At 70.8% G+C, this 5,412-nt stretch carries 7 protein-coding genes; 3 read left to right on the top strand and 4 right to left on the bottom strand.

The genetic code is table 11. The features are described from left to right. Positions 1-912: 912 nt before the first annotated feature. The gene (locus ACZ573_RS38260) at positions 913-1,491 is read right to left on the bottom strand and encodes a TetR/AcrR family transcriptional regulator (protein WP_471313540.1); all 579 of its coding nucleotides are present in this window, start codon (positions 1,489-1,491) and stop codon (positions 913-915) included. Between the two features lie 67 nt (positions 1,492-1,558). After that, positions 1,559-2,455, bottom strand: coding sequence for an SDR family NAD(P)-dependent oxidoreductase (locus ACZ573_RS38265; protein WP_471313542.1), 897 nt, complete (start codon positions 2,453-2,455; stop codon positions 1,559-1,561). A 243-nt stretch (positions 2,456-2,698) separates the two neighbouring features. Here ACZ573_RS38265 and ACZ573_RS38270 point away from each other — a divergent pair, with 243 nt between their 5' ends. Both ACZ573_RS38270 and ACZ573_RS38275 read left to right on the top strand, forming a co-directional pair. Beyond that, positions 2,699-2,950 carry a hypothetical protein gene (locus ACZ573_RS38270; RefSeq protein WP_471313545.1) on the top strand — a complete coding sequence of 84 codons (252 nt, stop codon included), beginning with the start codon at positions 2,699-2,701 and terminating at the stop codon, positions 2,948-2,950. 55 nt (positions 2,951-3,005) lie between these two features. Then, positions 3,006-3,212, top strand: coding sequence for a hypothetical protein (locus ACZ573_RS38275; protein WP_471313547.1), 207 nt, complete (start codon positions 3,006-3,008; stop codon positions 3,210-3,212). A gap of 151 nt (positions 3,213-3,363) precedes the next feature. Here the strand turns inward: ACZ573_RS38275 and ACZ573_RS38280 are convergent, their stop codons facing one another. Continuing rightward, positions 3,364-3,819, bottom strand: a complete 456-nt coding sequence (locus ACZ573_RS38280; protein ID WP_471313552.1) for a MarR family winged helix-turn-helix transcriptional regulator — start codon at positions 3,817-3,819, stop codon at positions 3,364-3,366. A gap of 186 nt (positions 3,820-4,005) precedes the next feature. Here ACZ573_RS38280 and ACZ573_RS38285 point away from each other — a divergent pair, with 186 nt between their 5' ends. Continuing rightward, the gene (locus ACZ573_RS38285; RefSeq protein WP_471313550.1) at positions 4,006-5,136 is read left to right on the top strand and encodes an NADH:flavin oxidoreductase; all 1,131 of its coding nucleotides are present in this window, start codon (positions 4,006-4,008) and stop codon (positions 5,134-5,136) included. A gap of 129 nt (positions 5,137-5,265) precedes the next feature. On the opposite strand, the gene ACZ573_RS38290 is transcribed toward ACZ573_RS38285, so the two are convergent. Continuing rightward, a partial coding sequence (locus tag ACZ573_RS38290; protein ID WP_467809877.1) for a hypothetical protein occupies positions 5,266-5,412 on the bottom strand: 147 nt, incomplete at its 5' end.

Consider the following 5,412-nt stretch of genomic DNA (forward strand, 5'->3'; position numbering starts at 1 on the left):
AACACGACGTGACCGTCGAGACCAGCAACGACCGCATCGCGGGCGACCTCACCAAGTGGCTGGCCGCCCGAGCTACCTAAAACACGGCCTAGGCCGACTCCTATCGTCCTGCCACTGCGTGGCCGGTGTCGATGCCCGCGCCCGGATGTGGCAGGACGGCACGGACCTGGGCGAACTCGTCCCCGATCAGGCGGCACTCGCCTGTTTCGACCTGGTTCCCTCGCTTCTGCGGCGGGCGCTGCCACACCTCGCGTCGGAACGCGGCAGGCGCAGGACCTGTGCGGCCGCACCCGTCGGGGCACTGGCCCGGCTGACGGCTTGTGTCCGTTGTGACTGAGCGTCGTAGTTGGTTCTGACCGCTCTTCCGTGATGGCTACGTCTGAAGCAGGATGCGGGCTCTGAGCGGGGTGAAGGAGGCTCTGCCGTACATCTGCCGCTTGATCGTTCTGATCCTGTTGACGTGGCCTTCGATGATGCCGGAGCTGACGGCAGGGTGAGGCCGGCGGTGACGGCGTGGAGGTCCCGGCGGAGGGAGTCGGCGACGACGCCGATGGCCTTGGGGCCGCTCAACTCGTCCTTTTCCGAGGTAGAGGGCGGTGGGAGCGGCCGGTGGCCATCTGGACGAGTCGGATCGCCGCGTCCCGCCGCAGTTGCCGTCTCGGTGCGTCGAGCTCGTCGAGCGGGGTGGTCCAGTGCTCGGGCAGGACAGCGGGGATGGTGCGGGGGTCGAGTCGACCGGTTCCGCGTCACGGAATTCCCCACCCTCGTGGTCACGATTCCCCAGGGGGACGGCGGTCGCGGACCTGTGGCCATGCAGGTCGTGGGGGCAGGTGGCCGTCTCCCGCTGGCGATCGGACTTACCGCACAGGCGGAGGCACCCGGATCACTCCGGTTGGTGCGTGGTCGGTGTTCTCACGCGCGCTGTGGCGTGGCGTGCAGTCCTTCGAGGAGTGTGGCCAGGTAGCGGTGCGCAGTGGTGATCCGGTCGGCAGGTGCGCCGCCGTGGACGTTGACGGCGTAGGCGATGCCGCACATGAGCGGGACGAGGTCGGCGGCGGCCAGGTCGCGGCGGACCGCTCCTGCGTCGCGAGCCCGGTCGAGGAGTGCGCTGCCGACCGACCGAAGCGTCTCTTTGAGTTCCGTGGTGCGCGGCAGGGCGTCGGTGGCTGCGGCGGCGACCGGGGCCAGGGACGCATCGGTGACCTGCGCTTCGACGGTGTGGAACAGGAGGGCTTCGAGCGCGTTCCAGGGGTCGGTGTCGGCCAGCCCCTGCTGGCCGTGGGCGGCCAGGGCTTCCAGGCAGGGGGTGGCGACGGTCTCCAGCAGCGCCTCTGGGGTGGCGAAGTGTCGGTAGACGGTGCCGACTCCGAGTCCGGCGCGGCTGGCGACGTCGTTCAACTGCAGGGGTATGCCCTGGTCGACCAGGGCACGGGCGACCGCGACGATCCGGTCCCAGTTGCGGGCCGCGTCCTTGCGTAGGGGCGTCGTCATAGCGGACATGCTAATCCGATCCCCCATCCGGATGACGCCGCCGCAGGTGCCCGCACCGCTCGGCGGGTCAGGTGGCGGTGAGAGTGAGAGGTGCATGCCGTTCGCTGAGCCGGCGCACGTCCTGCGCGATGCGGGGGTTGGTCGCTGCGCGCAGCGGCGTCACCGGGTGCGCCTGGGCCCCGATGACGATGCCGGTCCTGCCCGCGAGGGCTTCGTCGGTGGCGGCGACGATCGAGGGCCGGGCAGCCACGGACGCCGGACCCGAGGTGGAGCGTTCGAACTTGCGCCGCACCAGTGGCCACAGCAGCCGCAGGGCTGGTGAGACGACCTTCGGGTCGGTCAGGGTGCCGTTGGTCATGTCGGTCGCGGCGCCTCCGGGGTCGGCGGCGAATACGGAGGCGGCCGTGCCCTCCAGTCGGTTCGCCAGGTCGAGCGTGTAGGCGAGGTTGGCGAGCTTGGCGCGGCCGTACCAGTGGAAGCCGTAGTAGCCGCCGGGCGGCTCGACGGAGTCGAAGGACCGCTTCGCGAGCCCGACCGCGCCCGAGGTCACGTTCACAATTCTGCTCGGCGTCCCGGCCGTCAGTGTGGGCAGTAGCAGTTCCGTCAGCAGGTACGGCGAGAGGTGGTTGACGACGAACGACGCTTCGATGCCATCCAGGGTCTGTCGCTCCGGGAACATCGCCCCGACGTTGTTGACCAGCACTGTCAGTGGTTCGCCGGAGGCGGCGTGCTCGGCGGCGATCCGGTCGGCGAGCGCGCGCACTTGGTCGAGCGAGCCGAGGTCGGCGGGCAGGAACCGTCCGGGATGTGCCGGGCTCGTCGCGTTGATTCGGTCGACCGCCCGGGCGCCCCGGTCGGCGTTGCGTCCGACCACGGTGACCGAGAAGCCGGCGTCGGCCAGCCCCAGGGCCGTCTCCAGTCCTATGCCGGCCGTCCCCGCCGTGACCACGGCTGTCTTCGTCATGTGCTTCTCCACCCAGTCATGCGGATAGTCCATCCGCTTGTCGGGGACCGTAACACACAATCGGATGAGCTATCCGCTTAGGGATGCCGGGTGGCGGAACAGGAAGCCTGTACGCCAGACCGGGGCGGTGTCTGCTCAGCCCGCCAGGTGAACGCACGGGCCGGCCGCACAGGCACAACCGTCACAGCCGGTGACCCGGCGGGGCGCTGGCGCGGGAATTCGAACGTATGTTGCAATAGAAGAGTGAGACCACCGTTCCGTTTCCCTGATGACCTGCTCGCCCTGCAGAGGGCGTGGCAGCAGACCTACACCGAGCTCGCGCAGGCCCCTGCCGGAGTCGGTACGACCGTGCTGCGACGTCGGCTGATCGCCCTCTCCGGGGACCTGTGCACCCACCCCTACTGGGCGGGCTCCGCCCGCTGGCGGGCCGGCGGCGTCGAGCTGCGGGCCTCATGTGGAGCGCCCATGCTGAGGAGGAGGGCGCCCTCGCCCTGAGACTCGTCCCTCCCGAAGGCCGAACGGCGGAGGCGCCTGCGAGGAGGAGGAAGCCATGCGAATGCGACGAATCCTGGGTCTCGCCCTGGCCGCGGCGACCCTTGCCGGGATGAGCGCCGTCGGCGCTGTCGGCGCTGAAGCCGCCTCGTCTCCGAACATCACCAGAGACGAGTGCACGGCTGCGGGCGGACAGGTCGCGTCACAGCCCTACGCCGGCTACATCTGCGTACTGCCTGACGGGAGCAAGCAGACGATCACGTGAACATGATCAGCATCCCGGTGCCGGCGGTGCACGGTGAGGCGACCGGTCCGGCCGGGGCGCTCGATGCGGCGCGGTCACGCCGACTGCGGGTCCGGCGGCGTTGAACAGTACGGCGGGCAGGCGCCCGCCCTCTCCCCCTCGGAGAGAGGGTTCACGCGGGACCAGCGGGCGGCACGCAGCGCGGGGCGTCTTCCTCCGCGCGTGGCCAGCAGCGTCCTTCGAGGGCCTCCGCGCTGCGGTTGAGCCGGGCCAGGACGTCCGCCAGCTCCCCCACTTCCTCAGGGGACCAGTCGGCGACCACCCGGGCCAGGCAGGACCGGTTGAACTCGCGGTCTTCGGCTAGCCGGCGCCCGCCTTCGACGGTGATGCACAGCTTGCGGGCCATGCCACCATCCGGGTCCGCGACGCGTTCGGCCAGGCCGCAGCGCAGCAGCGCGGCCGTCTGGCGGTTCACGGTCGAGGTGTCGAGCCCGAAGGCCTCCGCCAACTGCCCGATGGACATGGGGCCTTGTGTGTCGATCCGGCTGAGCAGCAGGTAGGCCGACCGCTCCAGGCGTTCGGAGTCGCGCTCGCGCCGGGCCAGCACCTGGTGCCGCGAGAGCAGCATCAGCTCCCGCTCTAGTTTCTCCAGCACTGCGCCTCCTGCTCCCTCCGGCGCTCCATTATCGCGGACCTGCGAACCCGGGGACCGGCAGACCCCGACCCGGCGGCAATATGCATGATACATAGCATGTGTATCATGCACTTCTCGTTGTCACCCCGACGAGCCACAGCCTCAACCCGGAGGACCCGCATGACCGTCACCACGTCCACCGTCTCCCGCGCGGCCGAGATCCTGTCCCGGCCCATCGAGCTGAACGGCCTGACCGTCCCCAACCGCATCGCGATGGCGCCGATGACGCGGATGTTCTCCCCCGGCGGCGTGCCCGGCGAGGACGTGCAGGCGTACTACGCCAGCCGGGCCGCCGCGGGTGTGGGCCTGATCGTCACCGAGGGCACCTACGTCGGGCACGACTCCGCCGGGCAGAGCGACCGGGTGCCGCGGTTCCACGGCGAGGACCAGCTGGCGGGGTGGGCGAAGGTCGCCGCGGCCGTGCACGAGGCGGGCGGCACGATCGTGCCCCAGCTGTGGCACATAGGCATGGTGCGCAAGCAGGGCGAGGCGCCGTACGCCGACGCCCCGCCCGTCGGCCCCTCCGGCATCCGCGTCGACGGCACCGAGGGGACCGGCAAGGCGATGACCCGCGCCGACCTCGACGAGGTCATCGGCGCGTTCGCCGACGCCGCCGCGGAGGCCGAGGGGATCGGCTTCGACGGCGTCGAACTGCACGGCGCCCACGGCTACCTCCTCGACCAGTTCCTGTGGGAGCGGACCAACCGCCGCACCGACGCGTACGGCGGCGACGCGGTGGCCCGTACGAAGTTCGCCGCGGAGATCGTGGCCGCGGTCCGCGAGCGCGTCGCGGCCGATTTCCCGGTGATCTTCCGCTACTCGCAGTGGAAGCAGGAGGCCTACGACGCACGGCTCGCGCAGACCCCGGAGGAGCTGGAGGCGATCCTGGCCCCGCTGGCGGCGGCGGGCGTCGACGCCTTCCACGCCTCCACCCGGCGCTACTGGCTCCCGGAGTTCGAGGGCTCGGACCTGAACCTGGCGGGCTGGACCAAGAAGCTCACCGGCCGGCCTGCCATCACCGTCGGATCGGTCGGCCTCGACGGCGACTTCATCCGCGCCTTCGCCGGCGAGGGCGCGGCGCTCGGCGACATCGACAACCTCCTGGACCGCATGGAGCGCGACGAGTTCGACATGGTCGCCGTCGGCCGGGCGCTGCTCCAGGACCCGCAGTGGGCGGCGAAGGTCCTCGGCAACCGCTTCGACGAGCTGAAGCCGTACGACGCGGCGGCGCTCAGGTCGCTCAGCCGGTAGCCGGAAGCCGTCCCGACGTCCGGGCGCGCGGTTCGAGGACGCCCCGTGACATCGGTCCGCCGATGTCACGGGGCGTCCTCGCCCAGCCGACCGGGACCCCGCGTCCGGGAGCGAGCACCCGGCGCAGGCTCAGATGTCGAGGAAGCGGACGTCCTTGGCGTTGCGCTGGATGAAGGAGCGTCGTGCCTCGACGTCCTCGCCCATCAGCACCGAGAACAGGTCGTCGGCCTGCGCCGCGTCGTCCAGCGTGACCTGGCCGAGGACCCGGTGGTCCAC

The sequence above is a fragment of the Streptomyces sp. NPDC040545 genome (assembly GCF_055595065.1).